The 23,230-nt window shown below is 57.4% G+C and carries 16 protein-coding genes; 9 read left to right on the top strand and 7 right to left on the bottom strand.

All coding sequences use genetic code 11. The features are described 5' to 3' along the window. Positions 1 to 227 precede the first annotated feature (227 nt). Positions 228 to 1,811, bottom strand: coding sequence for a peptide chain release factor 3 (locus ACIPZE_RS20445; protein ID WP_129389052.1), 1,584 nt, complete (start codon positions 1,809 to 1,811; stop codon positions 228 to 230). 358 nt (positions 1,812 to 2,169) lie between these two features. On the opposite strand from ACIPZE_RS20445, the gene ACIPZE_RS20450 reads away from it, so the two are divergent. The 5 genes from ACIPZE_RS20450 to ACIPZE_RS20470 all read left to right on the top strand — a co-directional run bounded on the left by ACIPZE_RS20450 (position 2,170) and on the right by ACIPZE_RS20470 (position 7,404). Further along, positions 2,170 to 2,859: an ABC transporter permease gene (locus ACIPZE_RS20450; protein WP_181429342.1), complete on the top strand. Its 690-nt coding sequence runs from the start codon at positions 2,170 to 2,172 to the stop codon at positions 2,857 to 2,859. A gap of 21 nt (positions 2,860 to 2,880) precedes the next feature. Then, on the top strand, positions 2,881 to 3,774 hold the full coding sequence (locus ACIPZE_RS20455) for a glycine betaine ABC transporter substrate-binding protein (protein WP_400774914.1): 894 nt from the start codon (positions 2,881 to 2,883) through the stop codon (positions 3,772 to 3,774). 13 nt (positions 3,775 to 3,787) lie between these two features. Then, positions 3,788 to 4,441 (top strand): ABC transporter permease, encoded by a 654-nt coding sequence (locus tag ACIPZE_RS20460; protein ID WP_007915307.1) that lies wholly within the window; start codon positions 3,788 to 3,790, stop codon positions 4,439 to 4,441. After that, positions 4,438 to 5,595 carry a betaine/proline/choline family ABC transporter ATP-binding protein gene (locus ACIPZE_RS20465; RefSeq protein ID WP_129389040.1) on the top strand — a complete coding sequence of 386 codons (1,158 nt, stop codon included), beginning with the start codon at positions 4,438 to 4,440 and terminating at the stop codon, positions 5,593 to 5,595. The genes ACIPZE_RS20460 and ACIPZE_RS20465 overlap by 4 nt, the downstream gene beginning before the upstream one ends. Before the next feature lie 645 nt (positions 5,596 to 6,240). Next, entirely contained in the window at positions 6,241 to 7,404 is a 1,164-nt protein-coding gene (locus ACIPZE_RS20470; RefSeq protein WP_071485924.1) for a type III PLP-dependent enzyme, read from the top strand. A gap of 40 nt (positions 7,405 to 7,444) precedes the next feature. Here ACIPZE_RS20470 and ACIPZE_RS20475 read toward each other — a convergent pair whose 3' ends face one another. Both ACIPZE_RS20475 and ACIPZE_RS20480 read right to left on the bottom strand, forming a co-directional pair. Then, on the bottom strand, positions 7,445 to 8,314 hold the full coding sequence (locus ACIPZE_RS20475) for a hypothetical protein (RefSeq protein ID WP_400774917.1): 870 nt from the start codon (positions 8,312 to 8,314) through the stop codon (positions 7,445 to 7,447). A gap of 58 nt (positions 8,315 to 8,372) precedes the next feature. Beyond that, positions 8,373 to 10,589 carry an alpha-xenorhabdolysin family binary toxin subunit A gene (locus ACIPZE_RS20480; protein ID WP_400774919.1) on the bottom strand — a complete coding sequence of 739 codons (2,217 nt, stop codon included), beginning with the start codon at positions 10,587 to 10,589 and terminating at the stop codon, positions 8,373 to 8,375. A 251-nt stretch (positions 10,590 to 10,840) separates the two neighbouring features. Here ACIPZE_RS20480 and ACIPZE_RS20485 point away from each other — a divergent pair, with 251 nt between their 5' ends. After that, a complete protein-coding gene (locus ACIPZE_RS20485) occupies positions 10,841 to 11,905 on the top strand; it encodes an alpha-xenorhabdolysin family binary toxin subunit A (RefSeq protein WP_400774921.1) in 1,065 nt (354 codons plus the stop codon). Positions 11,906 to 11,935: 30 nt separating this feature from the next. Then, the gene (locus tag ACIPZE_RS20490; RefSeq protein WP_283437710.1) at positions 11,936 to 12,937 is read left to right on the top strand and encodes an alpha-xenorhabdolysin family binary toxin subunit B; all 1,002 of its coding nucleotides are present in this window, start codon (positions 11,936 to 11,938) and stop codon (positions 12,935 to 12,937) included. A gap of 16 nt (positions 12,938 to 12,953) precedes the next feature. On the opposite strand, the gene ACIPZE_RS20495 is transcribed toward ACIPZE_RS20490, so the two are convergent. Together ACIPZE_RS20495 and ACIPZE_RS20500 are read right to left on the bottom strand one after the other, a co-directional pair. Continuing rightward, a complete protein-coding gene (locus ACIPZE_RS20495) occupies positions 12,954 to 13,730 on the bottom strand; it encodes a tetratricopeptide repeat protein (RefSeq protein ID WP_283437711.1) in 777 nt (258 codons plus the stop codon). Next, complete coding sequence (locus tag ACIPZE_RS20500) at positions 13,727 to 14,407, bottom strand: Fe2+-dependent dioxygenase (protein ID WP_129389024.1); 681 nt, start codon at positions 14,405 to 14,407, stop codon at positions 13,727 to 13,729. The genes ACIPZE_RS20495 and ACIPZE_RS20500 overlap by 4 nt, the downstream gene beginning before the upstream one ends. A gap of 207 nt (positions 14,408 to 14,614) precedes the next feature. Here ACIPZE_RS20500 and ACIPZE_RS20505 point away from each other — a divergent pair, with 207 nt between their 5' ends. Next, positions 14,615 to 16,930 (top strand): TonB-dependent receptor, encoded by a 2,316-nt coding sequence (locus tag ACIPZE_RS20505; RefSeq protein ID WP_400774926.1) that lies wholly within the window; start codon positions 14,615 to 14,617, stop codon positions 16,928 to 16,930. Positions 16,931 to 17,139: 209 nt separating this feature from the next. Continuing rightward, the gene (locus tag ACIPZE_RS20510) at positions 17,140 to 19,668 is read left to right on the top strand and encodes a PepSY domain-containing protein (protein ID WP_400774953.1); all 2,529 of its coding nucleotides are present in this window, start codon (positions 17,140 to 17,142) and stop codon (positions 19,666 to 19,668) included. Positions 19,669 to 19,766: 98 nt separating this feature from the next. Here the strand turns inward: ACIPZE_RS20510 and ACIPZE_RS20515 are convergent, their stop codons facing one another. Both ACIPZE_RS20515 and ACIPZE_RS20520 read right to left on the bottom strand, forming a co-directional pair. Then, positions 19,767 to 21,308 (bottom strand): alkaline phosphatase D family protein, encoded by a 1,542-nt coding sequence (locus ACIPZE_RS20515; RefSeq protein ID WP_400774928.1) that lies wholly within the window; start codon positions 21,306 to 21,308, stop codon positions 19,767 to 19,769. A gap of 185 nt (positions 21,309 to 21,493) precedes the next feature. Further along, positions 21,494 to 23,227, bottom strand: coding sequence for a PTS fructose-like transporter subunit IIB (locus tag ACIPZE_RS20520; RefSeq protein WP_283437714.1), 1,734 nt, complete (start codon positions 23,225 to 23,227; stop codon positions 21,494 to 21,496). Positions 23,228 to 23,230: the final 3 nt, after the last annotated feature.

Below are 23,230 nucleotides of genomic sequence, written 5' to 3' on the forward strand. Positions count from 1 at the left end.
GTCGCGCATCAAAATGCCTGACACCAGAAAAACAGAGCCGCCCTACCCCCCCCGTGTAGGAGCTCCCGCAGGCTGCGATCTGTTGATCTTGTTTTTAAAAACCAACGTCAAAAGATCGCAGCCTTCGGCAGCTCCTACAGGGAGTATTTTTGCAGCGGGTTATTGGCAGGCAATAAAAAACCCTCGAGGCTTTCGCTTCGAGGGTTTTGGGTACAGCGGTTCAGCGCTTAGTGATGCTCACGCGTCGCACGGAATTTCACGTCCGGCCAGCGCTCTTCCATCAACGCCAGATTGACCCGCGTCGGGGCGAGGTAGGTCAGGTGACCGCCGCCGTCGACCGCAAGGTTTTCTACTGCCTTGTTGGAGAATTCTTCGAGCTTCTTCTTGTCGCCGCATTCGATCCAGCGCGCGGAGTACACGGTGATCGGCTCGTAGGAGCACTCGACCTTGTATTCCTCTTTCAAACGGCTGGCGACCACGTCGAACTGCAGCACACCGACGGCGCCGAGGATGATGTCGTTGCTGCGCTCCGGGAAGAACACCTGCGTTGCGCCTTCTTCGGCCAGCTGTTGCAGGCCCTGACGCAGTTGCTTGGATTTCAGCGGGTCACGCAGGCGAACGCGGCGGAACAGTTCCGGGGCGAAGTGCGGAATGCCGGTGAAACCGAGGGTTTCGCCTTCGCTGAAGGTGTCGCCGATCTGGATGGTGCCGTGGTTGTGCAGACCGATGATGTCGCCGGCAAAGGCTTCTTCCAGTTGCTCACGCTCAGAGGAGAAGAACGTCAGGGCATCGCCGATGCGCACGTCCTTGCCGGTGCGCACGTGGCGCATCTTCATGCCTTTTTCGTACTTGCCGGAGCAAATGCGCATGAAGGCGATACGGTCGCGGTGCTTCGGGTCCATGTTCGCCTGAATCTTGAAGATGAAGCCGGAGAACTTCTCTTCGATCGGCTCAACGGTACGTTCGTTGGCCACACGGGCCAGAGGACGCGGCGCCCAATCAACGACGGCGTCGAGGACGTGGTCAACACCGAAGTTGCCCAAAGCCGTACCGAAGAACACCGGAGTCAGCTGACCGTCGAGGAATTCCTGCTGGTTGAATTCGTGGCAGGCGCCTTGAACCAGTTCCAGCTGCTCGATGAAACGCTCGTATTCGTCGCCCAGGTGCGCGCGGGCTTCGTCCGAATCGAGCTTCTCGATGATCTTGGTTTCGGTGCGTTCGTGACCGTGACCGGCGGTGTAGACAATGATGTAGTCGTCAGCCAGGTGGTACACGCCCTTGAAGTCGCGGTAGCAACCGATCGGCCAGGTGATCGGCGCAGCCTTGATCTTCAGGACCGCTTCGATTTCGTCGAGCAGTTCGATCGGGTCGCGGATGTCACGGTCGAGTTTGTTGATGAAACTGACAATCGGCGTGTCACGCAGACGGCAGACGTCCATCAGCGCAATGGTCCGTGGCTCGACACCTTTACCGCCGTCGAGAACCATCAATGCCGAGTCGACCGCCGTCAGGGTGCGGTAGGTATCTTCGGAGAAGTCTTCGTGGCCCGGGGTGTCGAGCAGGTTGATCATGTGTTCGCGATACGGGAACTGCATGACCGACGTGGTAATGGAAATACCCCGCTGCTTCTCCATCTCCATCCAGTCGGATGTCGCATGGCGATCGGATTTACGGGATTTCACCGTACCGGCCACTGCAATCGCCTTGCCCATCAACAGGAGCTTTTCGGTGATCGTGGTTTTACCGGCATCGGGGTGGGAAATAATGGCGAAAGTGCGGCGTTTCGCGACTTCGGCGGCCTGGTTGGTCATGGGAAATCGCCTGGCGGTGATTCAAAAAAGGGCCGCGATTATAGCCCAACTCGATGCAATAACCGAACCGTTGAGCACATTAAGGGTGGCCAAATGCTGCCGCAGATGGGAACCTTTTAAAGCACGGAGACGTCCATCCCCTGTTACGAATTTTCGTCAGGGGCTGAAAAATCAGCAAGTTAGCCTGACGAGGCTGCGCTCATGGCTCGCTTTCAGACCGCTTTGCCGGTCCTGAAAAACGGCTACTTTTCGCGAACGACGCTCCCGGCAGCCAAGGCTTGGCATGCCACACGGGACTGCGCTCGCCGACTACAAAAAAAGGAGTCCGCCTGTGGCTATCCGCTATGGCAAAGGGCTGATGGGAGGTGCGGTGGTGATCGCGCTCCTGGCCCTGCTGGTCCACTGGATCGGCATCAACACGATCGAACACTACCGCGACGATTTGTTGTTTTACCTGCAAGCTCATCTGATTCTCGTCCTCGCTTCAATGCTGGCCGCCCTTGTCGTGGGCATCCCCGCCGGCATCTTCCTCAGTCGCCCGACCATGGTCGGCCGCGCTGAACGCTTCATGCAGATCTTCAATATCGGTAACACCGTGCCTCCGCTGGCCGTGCTCGCGATTGCCCTGGGCGTCCTCGGCATCGGCAGTGGCCCGGCGATCTTCGCTTTGTTCCTCGCCTCCCTGTTGCCGATCGTGCGCAACACCTACGAAGGCCTGAAAAATGTCCAAGGCTCGCTGAAAGAAGCGGCCGTCGGCATCGGCATGACGCCGCGCCAAGTGCTGTGGAAAGTCGAATTGCCCAACGCCGTGCCGATCATTGTCGGTGGTGTGCGCGTGGCCTTGGCGATCAACGTCGGCACCGCGCCGCTGGCCTTCCTGATCGGTGCCAACAGCCTCGGCAGCCTGATCTTCCCTGGCATCGCCCTGAACAATCAGCCGCAACTGCTGCTCGGCGCCGCGTGCACCGCGCTGCTGGCCTTGCTGCTCGATGGCGTCGTCACCCTCGCCAGCCGACTCTGGCTGGAACGCGGTTTGCGCACGTCTTAAGGCTTTTGCGAAGGAATACCTATGAAACGATTTAGTTTGATTCTGGGCTGCATTCTGCTGTTCGCAGGCGTCGCCCAAGCCGCTGAAAAACCGGTTATCCGCCTCGGCGCCCGGGTGTTTACCGAGCAGACCCTGCTCGCCGAAATCACCGCACAGTACCTGCGCAGCAAAGGCTACGACGCGCAGATCACCGGTGGTCTGGGCAGCAACCTCGCCCGCAGCGCCCATGAAAGCGGGCAACTGGACATGCTTTGGGAATACACCGGCGTGTCGCTGGTGGCTTACAACCATGTCACCGAGAAACTCGACAGCGCCCAGTCCTACGCCCGAGTGAAAGAACTCGACGCGAAGAAAGGCCTGATCTGGCTGACACCGTCGAAATTCAGCAACACCTACGCCCTCGCGCTGCCAAAAAAGGTCGCCGAGGAATATCCGCAGATCAACAACATCAGCCAGCTGAACGACGTGCTGCGCGCCGAGGCCAAGACCAATCATCTGGTGGCGCTGGACACCGAGTTCGCCAACCGCTCCGACGGCCTGATCGGCATGGTCGATCTCTACGGCATGAACCTGACCCGCAACAACATCCGCCAGATGGACGCGGGGCTGGTTTACACGGCATTGCGCAACGGCCAGGTGTTCGCCGGTCTGGTCTACACCACCGACGGTCGCCTCAACGCCTTCGGTCTGAAGTTGCTGGAAGACGACAAGCATTACTTCCCCGACTACACCGCCGCACCCGTGGTACGTCAGGCCTATCTCGACGCACACCCGCAACTGGCCGAACAACTCAAACCGCTGGCCGAACTGTTCGACGACGAAACCATGCGCCAGCTCAACGCGCGGGTCGATGTCGATCACGAAAGCCCATCGAAAGTTGCCGCCGATTTCCTGCGCCAACATCCGTTGAATTAAGAGAGGAGAAGTCATGGAATTCCTGAACGCCTTTTCCCATCTCGACTGGCAGCAGGTGATGCACCTGACCTGGCAGCACATCACCCTCGTCGGCATCGCCGTGACCCTGGCGATTGTCGTTGGCGTGCCGTTGGGCATTTTGATGACGCGGTTTCCGACCCTCGCCGGTCCCTTGCAAGCCAGCGCCACGGTGCTGCTGACCGTGCCGTCGATTGCCCTGTTCGGCCTGCTGCTGCCGTTCTATTCCAAGTTCGGCCAAGGCCTCGGCCCGATGCCGGCGATCACCGCCGTGTTCCTCTATTCGCTGCTGCCGATCATGCGCAACACCTACCTCGCCCTCACCGGCGTTGAACCGGGCATCCGTGAAGCCGCACGCGGCATCGGCATGACCTTCGGCCAACGCCTGCGCATGGTCGAATTGCCGATTGCGGTGCCGGTGATCCTCGCCGGCGTGCGCACCGCCGTGGTGATGAACATCGGCGTGATGACGATCGCCGCGACCATCGGCGCCGGTGGCCTCGGTGTGTTGATCCTCGCTTCCATCAGCCGCAGTGACATGTCGATGCTCATCGTCGGCGCGCTGCTGGTCAGTCTTCTGGCCATTTTCGCTGACCTGTTTCTCCAATGGCTGCAACGCTCGTTGACTCCAAAAGGACTGCTCAAATGATCGAACTTCAAAACCTCAGCAAAACTTTCCAAAGCAACGGCAAAGACGTCAAAGCCGTGGACTCGGTGAGCCTGACCGTCAATGAAGGCGAAATCTGTGTGTTCCTCGGGCCATCGGGCTGCGGCAAAAGCACCACGTTGAAAATGATCAACCGCCTGATCAAACCGACCTCGGGCAAGATCCTCATCAACGGCGAAGACACCACCGATCTCGACGAAGTGACCCTGCGTCGCAACATCGGTTACGTGATCCAGCAGATCGGTCTGTTCCCGAACATGACCATCGAAGAAAACATCGTTGTCGTGCCGAAACTGCTCGGCTGGGACAAACAGAAATGCCACGACCGCGCCCGCGAATTGATGAGCATGATCAAGCTTGAGCCCAAGCAGTATCTGCATCGTTATCCGCGCGAACTGTCCGGTGGCCAGCAACAGCGCATCGGCGTGATCCGTGCACTGGCGGCGGACGCGCCGCTGCTGTTGATGGACGAACCGTTCGGTGCGGTCGACCCGATCAACCGCGAGATGATCCAGAACGAATTCTTCGAGATGCAACGCGCGCTGAACAAGACCGTGATCATGGTCAGCCACGACATCGACGAAGCGATCAAACTCGGCGACAAGATCGCGATCTTCCGCGCCGGCAAACTGTTGCAGATCGATCACCCGGACACGTTGCTTGCGCACCCGGCCGACGACTTTGTCAGCAACTTCGTCGGTCAGGACAGTACGCTCAAGCGTCTGCTGTTGGTGAAGGCAGAAGATGCGGCGGACAACGCGCCATCGGTGAGCCCGGAAACGCCGGTGGCCGATGCGCTGGAGTTGATGGACGAGCATGACCGTCGTTATGTCGTCGTCACCTGTGCCGATAACAAGGCGCTGGGGTATGTGCGTCGCCGTGATCTGCACCGTCAGACCGGCACTTGCGCGCAATTCCTGCGTGAGTTCAACGCCACGGCGGCATACGACGAGCATTTGCGCATCCTGCTGTCGCGGATGTACGAGTTCAATCGGTCGTGGTTGCCGGTGATGGATGCCGAACGGGTGTTCCTCGGTGAGGTGACGCAGGAGTCGATTGCGGCTTATCTGAGCTCGGGCCGTTCGCGCGGGATGAAGACCAGTATCGTTTCTCCGGCTGAAGCCGTAGTCGCCTGATTACCCGCTAAAAACACAAAACCCTGTAGGAGTGAGCCTGCTCGCGATAGCGCAATATCAGTCAATGAAGATGTCGGCTGAAAAAAAGTCATCGCGAGCAGGCTCACTCCTACAGGATCGAGGGCGATACCCAGTCATTCACAAGGCGGAAAAGAATCTCAACACCTGAGAACAGGAGAGCATGCCTTGGATGGCCGTCCAGACCATCAAAATCCCCCTCACACCCTCCCCTCGCCGCCAACGTCGCCGATGTTGCCGCCATCACACTTACCCACGACTTAGCCGACATAATCCGCGAACGTGCAGGTATTTTTAACACTGGAAAATTCTCGGGGAACATCTGCCCGTCATCTCGGTCGGCTACAAAGAGTGCTGAACGCGACGCACGTCAGAAGCGTGCAAAAACGCGACATTTTTAGTTGATCTCAGGCCCCTCACGCCCTAAAGTTCGCGCCGAACGTCCATGCTGGAAACGATCCATCCGGCTCAAGTACTGACGACGAGACAGCAAGGCCAAGGGCTACGCCCCATGGCCTTTTTGCTTTCGGCGACATGCCTTGGGAAGTAGGCGAACCAAAGTGGGGATACGGAGGGCGTTCATTTGCACCCATTGTTTTTACGAGTTTGCCCATAGGAGCTCCCAACATGTCGATCAATGTCGAAGACTATTTCGCGCGCGCCACTTTTGACAAAATGAAGGCGTTCGCCGACAAACAGGAAACCCCGTTCGTGGTGATTGACACCGCGATGATCAGCCAGGCTTACGATGACCTGCGCGCCGGTTTCGAATTCGCCAAGGTCTACTACGCGGTCAAGGCCAACCCGGCCGTCGAGATCATCGACCTGCTCAAAGACAAAGGCTCGAGCTTCGACATCGCCTCGATCTACGAGCTGGACAAGGTGATGGATCGCGGCGTTAGCGCCGACCGTATCAGCTACGGCAACACCATCAAGAAATCCAAGGACATCCGCTACTTCTATGAGAAGGGCGTGCGTCTGTTCTCCACCGACTCCGAAGCCGACCTGCGCAACATCGCCAAGGCTGCACCGGGTTCAAAAGTCTATGTGCGCATCCTCACCGAAGGCTCGACCACGGCTGACTGGCCACTGTCGCGCAAATTCGGCTGCCAGACCGACATGGCCATGGACTTGCTGATTCTTGCTCGCGACCTGGGCCTGGTGCCTTACGGCATCTCCTTCCACGTCGGTTCGCAACAGCGCGACATCAGCGTCTGGGACGCAGCGATCGCCAAGGTCAAAGTGATCTTCGAACGACTGAAAGAAGAAGACGGCATTCATCTGAAGCTGATCAACATGGGCGGTGGCTTCCCGGCCAACTACATCACCCGCACCAACAGCCTGGAAACCTACGCCGAAGAAATCATCCGTTTCCTCAAAGAAGACTTCGGTGATGACCTGCCGGAAATCATTCTCGAGCCGGGCCGTTCGTTGATCGCCAATGCCGGTATTCTGGTCAGCGAAGTGGTACTGGTTGCACGCAAGTCGCGCACTGCCGTCGAGCGCTGGGTTTATACCGATGTGGGCAAGTTCTCCGGCCTGATCGAAACCATGGACGAAGCGATCAAGTTTCCGATCTGGACGGAGAAGAAAGGCGAGATGGAAGAAGTGGTCATCGCCGGCCCTACCTGCGACAGCGCCGACATCATGTACGAAAACTACAAGTACGGTTTGCCGCTGAACCTGGCGATCGGTGATCGGTTGTACTGGTTGTCGACCGGGGCCTACACCACCAGTTACAGCGCGGTCGAGTTCAATGGCTTCCCTCCGCTGAAGTCGTATTACGTGTGATCGGTATCGCTTGAAAAAAAGGCCCATGATTGGGCCTTTTTTATTTTTTGAACCAGTTTTCGAAGTGATTCAACATCTGCAAAAGCTCTTGCGCACCTACCAGAGCTGATTCGTTCTTGAAGTTCAGCATGCCCATGGTGGTCATATTTTCAGTTTGCGACAGTTCATTGCCCAAGCCCGTCGCGCGCAGGGTGATCTCCTTGACGAACACGCCCATTTGAGTATTCAACAATACAAAATCGTTGAACAGCCGCGCCACATCGGCTTGATACTCCCTCGCTCTGATTGAAGGGTCTGCAGAAGAGTAAGCAATGTCCCAGGCAGGTGTCGTGACAGTATTCCTGAACAACTCTTGTGCGACAGTCGGTTGCGAATGACACGCACACGACGGCGAATCCATGATTCGCAAAAATGCCGCATTCAATCCGAATATGGCCTCACCCATCGTGTCGATCATGCCATGCGTCGGCGTTGTCTGTCCGCTCAGACTCCAGAAGCGGCTACCCAACTCTTGGACCAGAGATCTCACGCTGTTGGGTGGAGTTCCACCCCAGTTCGTCGAGCGATAGAGGCTGTAAATTCTGCAGTCGACTTGAGCGAGAGGCTCGCTTCTGGAGCTCCTCTGCGTAATTTCCAAAGACTCGCGTCGAAATGTCGTCAGATCATCGACGTAACGACTGACCAGAGTCCTTATATTTCCAACACGCTTCCAGTGCCCTTGCAGGGTTTCCTCATAAAAGTGCACGCGGTTCAGGCGCGTATCCCAAGACAAGGCACCTCGTTGGTGGCCGCTTTGCCTGCGTGCTTCAAATACCTGTGGGGTCTTGTCGAACGTCGCTACCAACATGCCGAGCCAGCGGCTATAGCGGTCGAACACGCGTCGTTGCTGCGCAGAAAACTCATAGCTCATTGAACCTATTCCCTATGCAGGAGGTGGAAGTCTGAACACCCACCTCCTCATCTCCTGGTTATTGAGAAATGGTCTTCAGAAAGGCAACGGCCTCGGCGATTTTTGCAATGGCCTTGTCCGCACGATCTTCCACCGGCAATGCAGTGTCCTGACTGAAATCGAGCGTGAGCAGTTCGAAGTCATCAACCAGATTGGCGAATTCAGAGGCGTACTTCGAACGCCCATCGTCGAGTTCGTCCAGTGTATTGACCAACTCAATGCGCCCGGCAATGCGGGCCATATCGTTGTCGTGTTTTTGCAATTGCGCGCGCAGTTCAAGTGCTCTTTCGTTGAGCCTGCGATAGGCGGCCAGCATGTTCAGAAAGGAGATGGCCTCCCCAATACCGGCAATCAACTTTTTCAAGGTATCGATAGCCAACAGGGCGATTTGGACCTGCGGCGGAGCCAGACCGAGCGCCTTGAGACTATCGAGCGACAATCGGGCTTCCGCACCGATTTTTTCGATGCCGGCTTTGGAGATCAGATCGATCGCTTCCGAGACAGACTTCATTTCGGTAGCGAGTTTTGCCAGTTTATCCTCGGAGACGCTCTTGAGTTCCTCAGTGTCCGCAAGTTCACTGGCCAGGGTAATCAGGTGTCCCGCCGTGGCGTTACGATCATAGGGTGCGCCAAAACTCTTGTGGATACTTTGGAAATCCTGAGTTTGCGTTTTGACTTTAGCGGAGAGGTTTTTTAGTTCCGCCTCCATATCTTCACGCACCTCCTCCGCATCTTCGGGGGAGCCAAGTTCCGCCTGATAGGATTTCAGTTTTCTTTCGGCGTTGACCATGTTGATACTGATTTTCTGAGCTTTGTCGCGCAACTCGAAAGTCGTCTTGCCCACTGCCAGCGCCACACCATTCATGGAGCCAACAATGCCCGGCATGTAATCGAATTGTTCGTAAAGCATCTGCACAGAAGTATTCAGTTGCTGCACCGAAGCATTGTTCCCGCGCAGCTTGCCCATATTGAACACTGGCTGAGCGGCGCTGACTGATAAACCATACATTGCTGTTCGACTCCGAATTCCAAGATTATTTTTTTCGTACTCCTTATCGGCCTCTGCAAACACCGCAAGCAACTGATCGGCACTGGATTTGATCTGCTCCCAAGGCGCGACGATATCGATGATCTGATTCTTGAATCGACGCAACGACGCGGCCTCGTCGATTTTTGCGACCTCAGCAATAGAGCCGCTTACATAATCACTGAGTGCATTCCAGACCAGCATGAGATTCTGGGTGGCCACTTCGGCTTCGATCGCGACATAACTCAGGTTTTGAAGATCGTCGCGGACCTTGTTTAAAGAGCTCAGCGTTTGATTCCTGCTGGCCATCTTCTGGTTATCTGCTTGCTGCAGCAGCTTCAACGCATTGCGTTCACGGCGTATCTGTTCTGCCTTGACGCCTTGATAGATGCCCATGACCAAGCCGGGAATGCTGAAGCTTGCCGCAGCCTTGATCGCTTCCTGAACAAGCTTTTCGTACTGCTTGTTCAACTCATCGATTCCAGCAGAACGCTGATCCATTTGCCCCTGCAGCGCTTTGATATCGGCCGCATAGGTGTTCCTCGAAACGAACTCCAGGCGCAGCTTGATTTCCGGCAGGACGGTTTCACGCATATCGATGCCGAAGCTGTCCAGCTCCCCGCGGACTTGTTGAGCTTTCTGGTGACAAAGCCGAATCTTGCTCAAAAGATCATTGAGATAACTGCGGATGTCGGTGACATCACCTGGTGCAAGTTCAAGATCAGGAAGTCCCGGGATCTGTCGTTGCAGTTTCAGATATTCTTCAGCGGAGGAAATATCATGCGCTTCAAGGTATTTCGAAACTTTCAACTCTTCATACACTTCTACAATGGCTGTACCGGTACGAATAATGCTGCCGGCAAATATCTTCAGATCGGTTCCCGTCAGCATGATTTTCTCGCGCAAGGGCGACCAGCGTCGCGCATGCTGATAAGTCATGCTGAAGGTGCGCAGAAAATCGCGGGCAGTACGCCCTGTGCCGCCGTCATCACCGGCGCCATAATTTAAGTAAGCAGCAACATCGTCGAGTTGAATCGGCAGGGACAAGCCCAGAGTTTCATATTTTCTGAGGCTGATGATTTGTTCTTTCGTCAGCTGTATGCCGGTTTCCCGGTTGTACTCCTCACCTTCACCCAAAGAGGCACTTACAAAAATCATCGGGGCTTTGGTGGCGGCTTCGATCACCTTGTTATTCATCTTGATGTCCATGGAGACTCCTTGTCTTCTTGGAAATTTAATATTGATTATTTACTCATGACACTGAAGTTCTCATCACCTGAAAATCCTTAATCAGCGCCGCAAACAACCTAGTGGTAAAAAATCACCCAGCACAAGCACTAAAACATTAAAGAAAAATACAAGCCCCACATCAACAACAAGTCACACTCAATCATTTTACTCAAGAGCAAAACTACGAATAACCTGAGAACTCAAACAACACTTAAAAAAGGAATTATAAAGTGCAATCGAGTTCAACCCCGCTTATCACCAGAGACGACATTCGTAAAATAAAAAACTACGTCAGCGCCTCCAGAAACTTGCCTCGCACAGTCGAAGACGTAGCGATCCAGTTAAAAACAACGCACACCGGTATTGTCGGGCTTGAGCTGATTGACATCGTCACACTCAATCACACAATTATTAACAATGCCAATTCCTGGAACGATATCGAATATTCGATGAAGCAACTGGCCGGAAGCCTGGCAACATTTTCGGAAGACCTGGAAAGCTTCGGCCAGGATGTTATCGATGCGATCGTGACGATGCCTGGCTATATCAATTATCTCGGTACTATCGATACGCTGACAGAGGAAGAGATCAACAGCCTGCCGCCGCTGGAGATTGGCAGAGAAGAGAAAAACCGGTTCGGCTCGATCCAGGAGTTCCTCGGTTTCATTGCAATTTCAATTGACGATAAAAAACTCAGCAGTATGGAGGTCGCCGCTCGACTCAAGAATTTCAAGGCCGAGCTGAACGACAAGGTTGCACCGGGCATTGGTGAAAAACTGAAACTGGCTGGCGACGAGCAGATCAATCAACAGATCAGCGAATTGAATCGCGCCATTGATGAAGCGCAAAAACGTATTGAAGAAAAGACTCGGGAAACCGATCCTGGCTTCTTCGAAAATATTCTTGGCTTTATCGTCGGAATCAACGCGCCTCCGTCGATATATTACCGTCATCTTGAGATGCAACAGAAAACACACTTGAGACCGCTGATTGCCCAGCGCGAGCTACTGACCGAACAAGTCAAACAGAAAAACGTACTCGCCGGTACTCTGCTGGAGTTTCAGGCGGGACTGGACAGTATTTCGATCTACGTGGATGGCGCAATCCAGAGTACCTCGCAACTCGAGACCCTCTGGCTCTCCATCACCGATTACATCAAGGCTTCACAAAACAAAATAATCAGCATGCATGACTTCCTGACCCTAAGAAGCTTCGTCTCGAGTTTAAAAGTCGTACTAAAAAACTGGAAAACCGTCCAACTCAATGCCAACCAGCTAATCATTGCATTTGATTAACTTTATTTACCTGATCAAGAAAATACTTCCATGACTAATACTAACTACGTACTCCCTGACCTTGGCCGTGTTCGAGAAAGCCGTGAGGCTATTCGTTATCAGGCAATCACTGGCTCGGCCAACCTCTACATTAAAGCGTTGAGCGATGAACTGATCAGTCTGAACGCTGCGATCAACGATATGGACCAAACGGCTGCCAACAGCATCACTTCGGCAATAACTGCGCTCGACACAGATGACCTGGAGGATAACCTGCAGTCTCTGGCCAGCCTTCAGGGAAGTGAGTCGACTGCCAAAATTGAAAATGCCCGAAAGTTATACTCAGAAGCCGTCACGCAACTGATGAAGCTGAGTACCGATCAAATGATAAAACTGCACTCGACATTTAAAGACAGTGTGTTTGGTGTAGAAAGCGTCACCATCAGCAACAATCGCTTCAGGATCGACGAACTGGCCAGCGCGAAAATCGATCTTGATCGCGAGCACACAGCCGAACAAATCCCGCTGGCGGAATTGCAACAAGACGAAGCCGTCCTGAATGTGGCGATCACCGAATTTGAAAAGCTGAGCTTCATTGACCGGATCAAACCACTGCTCGAGCAGTTGCGCTCGATGATCGGCAACAAGCCCAAAACTCCTGAAGCTGCGGCACTGGAAGCCGGCCTGGCGGTTGCCAACAAGTTTCTCGACGAGGCTAACGAGCTGATCAAATACAAAGACTTGATCAGTGCCCGACAAATCATCCAGACACGCATTGTCCAACGTGAAGAACGCGTGATCTCACTGAAAAAGCAATTGCAGGAAAACGCCAACAAGACCCGACAGTTGCAGGACACGCAGAAAGTGTTGCCCCATCGGCAGATTTATCTCAGTGAAGTCAACAAACTGATTGAAGCGCTGTCGAGCTTTCTCACGGCCGTTAAGACTTCGAGCAAAGATGAACTGTTGATCCGCGGCGAACACCTGCTGAAACACAGCCAGGCGCTGCGCAATTACCTCAATCAGCTACAGGGACGCTGGCTGCGCGGCTGATCAGAGTGCATGCCCTTCATTGCTCTTGAAGGGCATCGCTGCTGGCCTCAAGCAGCAGCATCCGCCGGCGGTAGGCGTGTGCCATTTCACGCATTTGAGGATGCGCACAAGCCAGAAGCGAATCGCTGCCGACCCGCAAAAAGTTCAGGTTACCGCCCTCAAGTGCCTGGCGCAGCCAGTGCAGCGCCTCATCGATTCGGCCGTCGTCCGCCAACACTGCCGCATGACTGAACTGCCCGCGAAAGTCCCCACCTTCGGCAGAACGCCGATACCAGTCACGCGCGCAGACGGGATCTGCCGGGCACTCGCGCCCTTCCTCCAGATAACGCCCCAACAGATTCATCGACTTCGCATGCCCGCTTTCAGCGGCACGCTGATACAGCGCCAGCGCTTGAAGTTGATCCACCGCCACACCGCGACCGGTCGCCAGCAGATTCGCCAGGTTGTACATCGCCCAATCCAGCCCACCGTCTGCAGCTATTCGATAATGCGCTGCCGCAACCACAGCATCCGCCGCGCAACCCCAGCCATGTTCATGACAACGACCCAGCATGTTGCGCGCCATCAGATGGCCGCGCCCGGCCGCGATGCCAAACCAGCGCAGCGCCAGCGCCTGATCCTGCGCGATGCCTTGGCCATCCAGCAGAATCTGTCCGAGTAAAGCCTGCGCTTCGACAACGCCCTCACCCGCTGCGAGCAAAATCGCCTGTGCCGCGCGAGCCGGGCTTTCTTCGAGCATCGCGCTGAGTTGCGCGCCGTCGAGGACTTCCTCACGACGAATCTGAAAACTCATACCTCGACCCAGCGACGCAACAGATTGTGATAGGTGCCGGTGAGGCGAATCAGCGACGGATGATCGGGCAGGTCGTGCGTGAGTTGCTGGATCGCGCCGTCCATCTCGAACAGCAGCGCGCGCTGACTGTCTTCGCGCACCAGACTTTGTGTCCAGAAGAACGACGCATAGCGCGCGCCGCGAGTGACCGCGTTGACCTTGTGCAGGCTGGTGCCGGGGTACAAGACCATGTCGCCGGCGGGCAATTTCACTTGTTGGGTGCCGTAGGTGTCCTGGATTTCCAGCTCGCCGCCGTCGTAATCCTCAGGTTCGCTGAAGAACAGGGTGGCCGACAGATCGGTGCGCACGCGCTCGATGCTGCCCTTGGGCTGCCGCACGGCGTTGTCGATATGGAAGTCGAAGCTGCCGCCTGCCGTGTAACAGTTTACTAACGGCGGAAAGACTTTATGCGGCAATGCGGCGGACATGAACAATGGATTTTTCCATAGCCGCTCAAGCATCGCCGCACCGATTTCCTTGGCCAGCGGATGGCCTTCAGGCAATTGCAAATTGTGCTTGGCCTTGGCCGACTGAAAGCCAGCGGTGATCTTGCCATCGGCCCAATCCGCCTGCTCCAGTGCCTGGCGAATGCGCTGCACCTCGTCTTTCGCGAACAGTGCGGGGATGTGCAGCAGCATGGCGATGTCACCTGATGGCAAAGAGGCGGCAATGGTATTGATTCTTATTGGCCGTGTAAAACCCGAGAGACGAATGAACTGGCAAAAACCGTAAGGTTAAATTGTAAAGAATGTAAATTCAGTGCAGTTAGCAATATTTCGCAATTGATACAGATACCTGTTTAACCTATATTCCGCCGCCTCAAATCCTTGGGGAGGGGAATTACAATGGCACGTCAACAAGCACAATTACCGGTCAGTTCACCACGTTTGCTCGCCTCGGCTATTGGCGTAGCGATTACCGCCGGCTCCGCCGGGCACATGGTCTTCGCTGCCGAAAAAACCGACAGCAAAGCCTCCGGCAATGCCATCGCACTGGACGCCACCGCCATCAACGGCGAAGCGCAGGACCCAACGTCCTACCAGGTCGAGAAAGCCTCCTCGCCCAAGTACACCGCACCGCTGGTCGACACACCGCGTTCGGTGACGGTTATTCCGCAACAAGTCTTGAAAGACACTGGCGCCCTGAACATGCAGGACGCGCTGCGCACCGTACCGGGCATCACGTTCGGCGCCGGTGAAGGCGGCAACCCGCAGGGTGACCGTCCGTTCATTCGCGGTTTCGACGCGCAGGGCGACACCTACCTCGACGGCGTGCGCGACACCGGTTCGCAGAGCCGCGAGATCTTCGCCGTGGAAAACATCGAAGTCAGCAAAGGCCCGAACTCCGCCATCGGTGGGCGTGGCGCGGCAGGCGGCAGCATCAACCTGGTGAGCAAGAAAGCGCACCTGGGCAACTCGTTCGACGGCGGTTTCACTTGGGGTTCCGACCAGACCCAGCGCTACACCCTCGACGGCAACTACCAGTTCAGCGACACCGCTGCCGGCCGTCTGAACCTGATGAGCCACGAAAGCAACGTCGCCGGTCGTGACAGCGTCGACTACGACCGCTGGGGCATTGCACCATCGCTGGCGTTTGGCCTGGGCACCGACACCCGCGTCAACCTCGACTACTACCATCTCGAAAGCAACGACACCCCGGATTCGGGCATCCCTTACACCATCCCGACCGGCGGCTCTGCGGCACGCACCAAGTCCAATCCGGACAAGCCTTACGCCGGTGGCGACCACAGCAATTTCTACGGTCTGGATCGCGATTTCCGCAAGGGTCGTACCGACACCGCGACCTTCGCCATCGAGCATGACCTGAGCGACTCGCTGACGATCAAGAACACCCTGCGTCACGGCACCAGCATGCAGGATTACATCCTCACCCAGCCGGACGACAGCAAGGGCAACGTCAACAACGGCAGCGTCTGGCGTCGTGCCAACACTCGGGTGAGCAACACCGAGACCACCACCAACCAGACCGATCTGTTCGGCAATTTCTACGTGGCCGGCTTCAAGAACAGCTTCTCCACGGGCGTCGAGTACACCCGTGAGGAAAGCCAGAAGTCCTCGTACAACGTCAACACCGACACCACGCCGCGCACCAGCGCCGTGACCACCAACTGCAACCCGGGGCTGATTGGCGCAGCCAGTGGCTACAACTGCACCTCGCTGTCGAACCCGAACCCGAACGATCCGTGGAACGGCGCGATCTCGCGCAATTACGCCGGCACCGACACTCAGGCCGACACTTACGCGCTGTACGTGTTCGACACCTTGGAGTTGAACCAGCAATGGCTGCTGAACATGGGCCTGCGTTACGACCACTTCGACACCGACTACAAGAGCTACAACAACGCCGGCAACACCACCTCCAAAGGTGCTGACACCAGCGAGTTCGTCACCGGCCAGTTCGGCGTCGTCTACAAGCCTGCGGAAAACGGCAGCATCTACGCTTCCTACGCCACCTCGGCCACCCCGCCGGGCAACACCTTGGGCGAAGGCATGGACGGCAACCCGTTGGGCGGCACTGCGGATCGCAACGGCAACCTGCTGAGCAGCGACATGGAGCCGGAAACCACCAAGAACTACGAGATCGGTACCAAGTGGGATCTGCTCAACGATCGCCTGTCGCTGACCGCTGACATCTTCCGCACCGAGAAAGAAAACGCTCGTGTGCAAGTCGATACGACTTCCTACGAAAACGCCGGCAAGACCCGCGTACAAGGCGTCGAACTGTCGGCCAGCGGCAAGATCACCGACAAGTGGCAAGTGTTCGCCGGTTACGCCTACATGGACAGCGAACAAGTCGACGGCGGTCCACTGGGCCGGGCCAACGATGGCAATGAACTGCCTAACACGCCGAAAAACAGCGCCAGCCTGTGGACCACTTACCAGGTCACGCCGAAGCTGACCATCGGCGGCGGTGCGTTCTATGTTGATGACGTATTCGGCAGCGTGGCCAATACCACCATGGTCGATTCGTATGTTCGTTACGACGCGATGGCCGCGTACAAGCTGACCAAGAACGTCGACCTGCAACTCAACGTGCAGAACCTGACCAACGAAACCTACTACGACAAAGCCTTCTCGACCCACTTCGCCAACCAGGCGGCGGGCCGTACGGCACTGTTGAGCACCAACTTCCACTTCTGATCCTGTAGGAGCCGCGGCACGCTGCGATCTGTTGATCTTGATCTTTAAAAGCAAAATCAAAAGATCGCAGCCTTCGGCAGCTCCTACAAAAACAGTCGGCCCCGTTCATTCAGTTGAACGGGGCTTTTCTGCGTAATAAAGAACGCTTCTCGATAACCCACGGCATAATGCGCGCCGTGAAGACTATTTTCGAACGGACGGCGAGTGACGTGTTGAAGAAAACCCTGTTCCAGTTGCACTGGTTTTTTGGCATCACCGCAGGGCTGGTGCTGGCCCTGATGGGCATCACCGGCGCGACCTATTCGTTTCAGGACGAGATCCTGCGGGCGCTGAACCCGTCCGTGTTGCAAGTGGAAAAACAGGTTGCCGGGGTACTGCCTCCGGTAGAGCTGGTGGAGCGCATTGAAGCCACCTCGGGCAAGACCGTGTCGATGCTCTGGGTCGAGACCGACAGCGGCAACGCCGCGCGCGTCTACTTCACGCCGCCCAAGGGTGAACGTCGCGGCGAGATGCGCTACTTCGATCCGTACACCGGCGAGTTCATGGGCGATGCCGTCGGCCAGGATTTCTTCGGCCTGATGCTGCAACTGCACCGCTTCCTCGCGATGGGCGATACCGGCCGCAACATCACCGGCGCCTGCACCTTGATCCTGCTGTTCTTCTGCCTCTCCGGCCTGTACCTGCGCTGGCCGCGTCAGTGGAACAGCTGGCGCGTGTGGCTGACGCTGGACAGGAAGAAAAACGGCCGTGCGTTCAACTGGGATCTGCACTCGGTGGCCGGCACCTGGTGCCTGCTGGTCTATCTGCTGCTGGCGTTGACCGGGTTGTCGTGGTCGTACGAGTGGTACAACAAGGGCCTGACCAAACTGCTTTCCGACGCACCGCAAAACGAACGTGTACGCGGCGGTCGCGGACCAGCGCCGGAAGGCCCGGCACCCACCGCCGATTACGCAGCGATGTGGAGCAGCATCTACAGCGCCGCCGGCCCGGGCCTGTCTGCCTACAACATCCGCATGCCGCCAGTCGCCGGCCAACCGGCGACGGTCTTCTACCTGCTCGACAGCTCGCCGCATGATCGCGCGTTGAACCAGATCACCCTCGACCCGGCCACCGGCATCGTCAAACGCGTCGACCGCTACGCCGACAAGAGCTTCAAGGCGCAACTGCTGACCAGTATTTATGCGCTGCACGTCGGCAGCTATTTCGGCCTCGTCGGACGGATCATCATCTCGATCGCGGCGGTGTGCATGCCGCTGTTTTTCATCACCGGATGGCTGCTGTATCTCGATCGCCGACGCAAGAAAAAGCAGATCAAGGATGCGCGCAAAGGTCTCGAACAACCGGCCGGTGATGCTTCAGCGTGGCTGATCGGTTTCGCCAGCCAAAGCGGTTTTGCCGAACAATTGGCGTGGCAGACTGCCGGGCAATTGCAGGCCGCCGGGTTGCCGGTGAAAGTGCAGCCGCTGGCGAATGTCAGCGAGCAGGATCTGCGTGAATCGAACAACGCGCTGTTTGTGGTCAGCACCTTTGGCGACGGCGAAGCACCGGACAGCGCCCGTGGTTTCGAGCGCAAAGTGCTGGGCAAAGCCTCGACACTCGGCAGCTTGAACTACGCCGTACTCGGTCTCGGTGATCGTCAGTATCAGAACTTCTGCGGCTTCGCCAAACGCCTGCATCAATGGTTGAGCGAACACGGCGGCAAGACCTTGTTTGCCCCCGTAGAAGTCGACAGCGGCGATCCATACGCGCTGCGCCACTGGCAGACGCAACTCGGTCTGCTCACCGGACAAGCGCCGGTCGATACCTGGCAAGCGCCGAGCTACGACAACTGGACGCTGACCCGCCGCGAACTGATGAACCCGGACAGCAGCGGTGCACCGGTTTATCTATTGGCATTGAGCGCACCGAACACCAGCAGCTGGCTGGCCGGTGATCTGGTCGAAGTGCTGCCGCGCAACTGCCCGTGGGCCATTGAACATTTCCTCGACGGCCTCGGCATTCGTGGCGAGACCCCGGTGAAAATCAATGGCCTCGACGAGCCGCTGGAAGTCGCACTGGCTTCGCGTCAGTTACCGGAACATCGCGCACATCTGGTCGGTCTGCACGCGCAGGCGCTGGTCGATGCGATGGTGCCGCTGGCCATGCGCGAATACTCGATCGCCTCGATTGCCGCCGACGGTGTGCTGGAGTTGATCGTGCGTCAGGAACAACACGCCGATGGCACGCTTGGCATCGGTTCTGGCTGGTTGACCGAACACGCGCCAGTGGGCGGCAGTATCAGCCTGCGCGTGCGCCGCAACAGTGGATTCCACCTGCCAAACACGCCGGTGCCGATGATTCTGTTGGGCAACGGCACCGGTCTGGCCGGGCTGCGCAGTCTGCTCAAGGCGCGGATTGCCGATGGTCAGCAGCGTCAGTGGTTGCTGTTTGGCGAGCGTAATCGTGAGCACGATTTCCTTTGCCGTGCGGAGCTGGAAGAGTGGTTGGTCAATGGTGATCTGGCGCGACTGGATCTGGCGTTTTCGCGGGATCAGGCCGAGAAGATTTACGTGCAGGATCGCCTGCGTGAGTCGGCTGACGAGCTGAAGAAATGGCTGACGGACGGTGCGGTGATTTATATCTGCGGCAGCCTGCAAGGCATGGCCTCAGGCGTGGACCAGGTACTCAACGACGTCCTCGGCAGCGCCGTAGTCGAACGCCTGATCGAACAGGGCCGCTACCGCCGCGACGTCTACTGAAAACACCCCTGTAGGAGCTGCCGCAGGCTGCGATCCTTTGATCTTGCCCTTAAAAAAAATCAAAAGATCGCAGCCTGCGGCAGCTCCTACAGGGGTGGTCATACCGGTTGTAGTTTTTGTTCGAAAACGGCTATGCCATTCAAATCGCGCAACACCACACTCATCTCCCCGCTCTGCCCTTCGATATTCACCTCGCCAAAAAACTGGAAACCGGCAAACGGTGATGCGTTCTGCGTCGGCGGCGCCTTCTCGAACACCACTTCCGGGCCAAAGGTTTTATCCAGCGGATTCGGTCCGAAACTGCCAGCGTTCAACGGCCCGGCGACAAACTCCCAGAACGGTTCGAAATCCTGAAACGCCGCACGGTCCGGGTGATAGTGATGCGCTGCGCAGTAATGCACGTCGGCCGTGAGGAAGACGAAATTGCGTACCTGCTGCGCGCGCAGGAATCCGAGCAACTCAGCAATTTCCAGTTCGCGCCCCTGCGCCGGTCCGGGGTCGCCGTTGGCCACCGCTTCCCAGCGCGCGACACCTGGGCTGACCTCGCCATCCGGAACGCCAAGGCCAATCGGCATGTCGGCGGCGATGACCTTCCACTGGGCTTTGGAATGCTTCAAGCCACGCTTGAGCCAGTCCAGTTGTTCACGCCCCAGGAACGGTTTCGCCGCGCCGAGGTTGTCGTCATTGGCGCCGCGATAACTGCGCATGTCGAGCACGAAGACATCGAGCATCGGCCCGTAACTCAGCTTGCGATAAATCCGTCCGCCACCGTCGGCGGCTTGCAGGCGCATCGGTGAATATTCCAGCCAGGCTTTTCGCGCGCGACCGACCAGGGTGTGGATATCTTTCTCCTGATAACGCTCGTCGAGCTGCTTGCCCGGCGACCAGTTGTTGACCACTTCATGGTCGTCCCACTGCCAGATCTGCGGCACCTCGGCGTTGAAACGGCGGATGTTTTCATCCATCAGGTTGTAGCGGTAGTTGCCGCGATAGTCGTCGAGGGTCTGCGCGACTTTGCTCTTGGCTTCGGTGGTGAGGTTGCGCCAGATGCGGCCGTTTTCGGCGGTGAGCTGAGCGGGCACCGGGCCGTCGGCGTAGATGGTGTCGCCGCTGTGGATAAAGAAGTCCGGCAGACGCAGGCGCATGGCTTCGTAGATGCGCATGCCGCCGATGTCCGGGTTGATGCCGAAGCCCTGGCCGACGGTGTCGCCGCTCCAGACGAAACGCAGATTGCGCCGTGCCGTCGGTGCGCTGCGCAGGTGGCCGAGCCATGGTTCGCTGGCGACACCGGTGCGGGCATCCTTGAAATACACGCGATAGAAAATCGCCTGATCGGCGGGCAGCCCGGTGAGCTCTACGCGGGCGGTGAAATCGCTGCGGGCATCGGCGAGCGCCGAGACCTGCCGGCGTGGATTGCGGAACTGGCTGCGGGTGTCCCACTCGACCACCATATGCGCCGGGCGATCGCTGCGACTCCAGATCATCGCGCGATCCCCTTGCAGGTCGCCGGACTGCACGCCATCGGTCAGTTGCGGCCGATCCTTGACCGAAGCAATCACCGCCGGCGCCAAGCCAGGCATCAGTAATCCGGCGCCGACAACCTGCATGACACGCCGGCGACCGGGGTTGAAATCGCTCATGCTGTTCTCCCTGAAAAAAGGAAAACTTAAGCACGCCATCATTACCCGCAAATGACACCTGCCACACCACAAATCCAATGTAGGAGTGAGCCTGCTCGCGATAGCAGTCTATCTGCCAATATTCATGTCACTGACAGACCGCTATCGCGAGCAGGCTCACTCCTACAAGGGATTTGTGGGGGCGGTCAGGCCTTGGTGGGTTCCAGGGCCAACTCGACGGCTTCGGGGCGTTTGACCGTGGCATAGACGACGGCGGTCAACAGACTCCCCGCGACAATCGCCAGCAGATACAGCAACGCGTGGTTGATCGCATTCGGAATCGCCAGCACAAACAAGCCACCATGCGGCGCCATCAGCTTGCAGCCGAAATACATCGACAATGCACCGGTCAACGCCCCGCCGGCGATGCTTGCCGGGATCACCCGCAACGGGTCTTTTGCGGCGAACGGAATCGCCCCTTCGGAGATAAAGCACAGCCCCAGCACCAGCGCCGCTTTACCGGCCTCGCGCTCAGTCTGGGCAAACTTGCGCCGGGCAATGAACGTGGCGATGCCCAGGCCAATCGGCGGCACCATGCCCGCCGCCATGGTCGCCGCCATCGGTGCATAACTCTGCGAGGCCAATAACCCCACCGAGAACGCATAGGCGGCTTTGTTGATCGGCCCGCCGAGGTCGACGCACATCATGCCGCCGAGTAACACACCGAGCAGAATCGCGTTGGTGGTGCCCATGCTGTCGAGGAAATGCGTGAGCGCCGCGAGCATGCCCGCAACCGGTTTACCGACCACATAAATCATCACCAGTCCCGTAAACAGGCTGGCGAACAACGGGATGATCAGAATCGGTTTCAGCGCTTCAAGACTCTGCGGCAACGCGACATATCGACTGATCGCCTTCGCCGCATAACCGGCGATAAAACCGGCGACGATACCACCGATAAATCCGGCGCCCAGAGTGCTCGCGAGCAAACCGCCGATCATCCCCGGCGCCAGGCCTGGGCGATCAGCAATCGAATAGGCGATGTAACCCGCCAGCAACGGCACCATCAATTTGAACGCGGTCTCGCCACCAATCTGCATCAGCGCAGCGGCCAGCGTGCCTTCCTCCTTGAACGCAGTGATGCCGAACACGAATGACAACGCGATCATCAAACCACCGGCCACGACCATCGGCAGCATGAACGACACGCCGGTCAGCAGGTGTTTGTAGACGCCGGTCTTCTCTTGCCTGGCCGGTGCCTTGCCGTCACTTGCCGCACTTTCCACAACAGCTTCGGCCAAGGCTTTTTTCAGCGTCGCTTCGGACTGCTTCAAGGCGATGCCGGTGCCACAACGATAGATTTTTTTGCCGGCGAAACGCTCGGTGGCGACTTCGATATCCGCCGCCAGCAACACCACGTCTGCCTCAGCAATCGCCGCTGCGCTCAACGGGGTTTTCGCGCCCACCGAGCCTTGGGTTTCGACCTGCAGTTCATAGCCCAGACGCTTGGCGGTTTGCTGCAAGGCTTCGGCGGCCATGAAGGTGTGGGCGACACCGGTCGGGCACGCGGTGATGGCGACGATGCGTGGCGCACGCGGCGCATCAGCAAGCGGTTTAGCTTCGCTGGCAACGTAAACTTCAGCCTCTTCAGCACCACGACGCAGCACTGCTTCAACATCCTGCAACGCCTGCGCCGGGGCAATCTGGAAAACCCGTTTGCCGACAAAGCGCGTCATGTCGACCGCACCTGTGGCGACCAACAAAACCCACTCCGCCGCCGCAATCGTCGCCGCCGACAATTCGCGCTCAGGGTGCGCTGCATCGACCACTTCAACGCTGGTGCTCCAGCCCTGACGCTGCGCCGCCGCATCGAGCAAACGCGCGCACAGCACACTGGTGACCATGCCGTTCGGGCAAGCCGTAACAATGGCTAACTTCATGAC

The organism is Pseudomonas sp. NPDC089741, assembly GCF_044748825.1.
In the GTDB taxonomy this organism is placed as follows: Bacteria; Pseudomonadota; Gammaproteobacteria; order Pseudomonadales; family Pseudomonadaceae; genus Aquipseudomonas; species Aquipseudomonas helmanticensis.

Coding starts and splice junctions, on each gene's coding strand:
- ACIPZE_RS20495 (WP_283437711.1), bottom strand. CDS start 13,730: ATGAGTTTTCAGATTCGTCGTGAGGAAGTCCTCGACGGCGCGCAACTC.
- ACIPZE_RS20475 (WP_400774917.1), bottom strand. CDS start 8,314: ATGAGCTATGAGTTTTCTGCGCAGCAACGACGCGTGTTCGACCGCTAT.
- ACIPZE_RS20470 (WP_071485924.1), top strand. CDS start 6,241: ATGTCGATCAATGTCGAAGACTATTTCGCGCGCGCCACTTTTGACAAA.
- ACIPZE_RS20505 (WP_400774926.1), top strand. CDS start 14,615: ATGGCACGTCAACAAGCACAATTACCGGTCAGTTCACCACGTTTGCTC.
- ACIPZE_RS20515 (WP_400774928.1), bottom strand. CDS start 21,308: ATGAGCGATTTCAACCCCGGTCGCCGGCGTGTCATGCAGGTTGTCGGC.
- ACIPZE_RS20450 (WP_181429342.1), top strand. CDS start 2,170: ATGGGAGGTGCGGTGGTGATCGCGCTCCTGGCCCTGCTGGTCCACTGG.
- ACIPZE_RS20480 (WP_400774919.1), bottom strand. CDS start 10,589: ATGGACATCAAGATGAATAACAAGGTGATCGAAGCCGCCACCAAAGCC.
- ACIPZE_RS20460 (WP_007915307.1), top strand. CDS start 3,788: ATGGAATTCCTGAACGCCTTTTCCCATCTCGACTGGCAGCAGGTGATG.
- ACIPZE_RS20465 (WP_129389040.1), top strand. CDS start 4,438: ATGATCGAACTTCAAAACCTCAGCAAAACTTTCCAAAGCAACGGCAAA.
- ACIPZE_RS20455 (WP_400774914.1), top strand. CDS start 2,881: ATGAAACGATTTAGTTTGATTCTGGGCTGCATTCTGCTGTTCGCAGGC.
- ACIPZE_RS20520 (WP_283437714.1), bottom strand. CDS start 23,227: ATGAAGTTAGCCATTGTTACGGCTTGCCCGAACGGCATGGTCACCAGT.
- ACIPZE_RS20500 (WP_129389024.1), bottom strand. CDS start 14,407: ATGCTGCTGCACATCCCCGCACTGTTCGCGAAAGACGAGGTGCAGCGC.
- ACIPZE_RS20490 (WP_283437710.1), top strand. CDS start 11,936: ATGACTAATACTAACTACGTACTCCCTGACCTTGGCCGTGTTCGAGAA.
- ACIPZE_RS20445 (WP_129389052.1), bottom strand. CDS start 1,811: ATGACCAACCAGGCCGCCGAAGTCGCGAAACGCCGCACTTTCGCCATT.